The sequence below is a fragment of the Sphaerisporangium rufum genome (assembly GCF_016863395.1).
Classification (GTDB): Bacteria; Actinomycetota; Actinomycetes; order Streptosporangiales; family Streptosporangiaceae; genus Sphaerisporangium; species Sphaerisporangium rufum.
Genome location: NZ_BOOU01000163.1, coordinates 1 through 730 on the forward strand (window position 1 = coordinate 1; position 730 = coordinate 730).

Consider the following 730-nt stretch of genomic DNA (forward strand, 5'->3'; position numbering starts at 1 on the left):
AATCCCCGGCGGAGCCCTGGAGCACGGCGAATACCCCTGGCAAGCCGCTGTCCGCGAAGTGAAGGAGGAACTCGGCCTGAACCTTCCCTCAGGCCGGCTGCTGGCCATCGACCTCGTCCCCGCCCAGAACGACGGACGACCCCCGCTGATCAACTTCCTGTTCGACGGCGGCGTCTTCAGCCCGGCCGAGGCCGCCGCCGTCCGCGCCTGCGACGAGGAACTGTCCGCCGTCGCCTGGTCCACCCGCCCAGAGTGGACCGCCCGCCTGGCCCCGCATATGGCGCGCCGCATCGACGCCTGCATGCACGCCGTCGAGACGGGCCGCACCGTCTACCTGCAGTACGGCCGACCGCTGGAAAACGGCCACCAGTAGCGCCGCCGCACCTGTCCAGCCCGGTACGGCGGATCCGACGGCCGCACCGAAAGGGCCCCGGTGACTCCCTGCTGAACGCACCCCCCGTCCGCCTGGCCCACTCCGTTCTCGGAGAGGAGGCGGTTCAGGTGGCGCAGGTCTTGATCGTGGGGGAATAGTGACTATTCGAGTAGACCTCCTCCCCGGCGGCGTTCCGCCACTCAACGTCCACGAAGCTCTGGACGTAGGTTCCGCAGGGCTTGGACTGGGTCGGGGCGAAGCACGCCCACGAGGCACCCTGCCAAGCGTCACCGTATTTACACGATGAGGTGCCGGTTGCGTAATTCCCGGAGATGACCGCCTGAACCCACGGAGCCC

At 68.6% G+C, this 730-nt stretch carries 1 protein-coding gene; it reads left to right on the forward strand.

Annotated features, from left to right (window positions below):
• Nucleotides 1-373: NUDIX domain-containing protein (locus Sru01_RS35155; RefSeq protein WP_203995286.1), on the forward strand; the 373-nt coding region annotated here is incomplete at its 5' end.
• Nucleotides 374-730 lie beyond the last annotated feature (357 nt).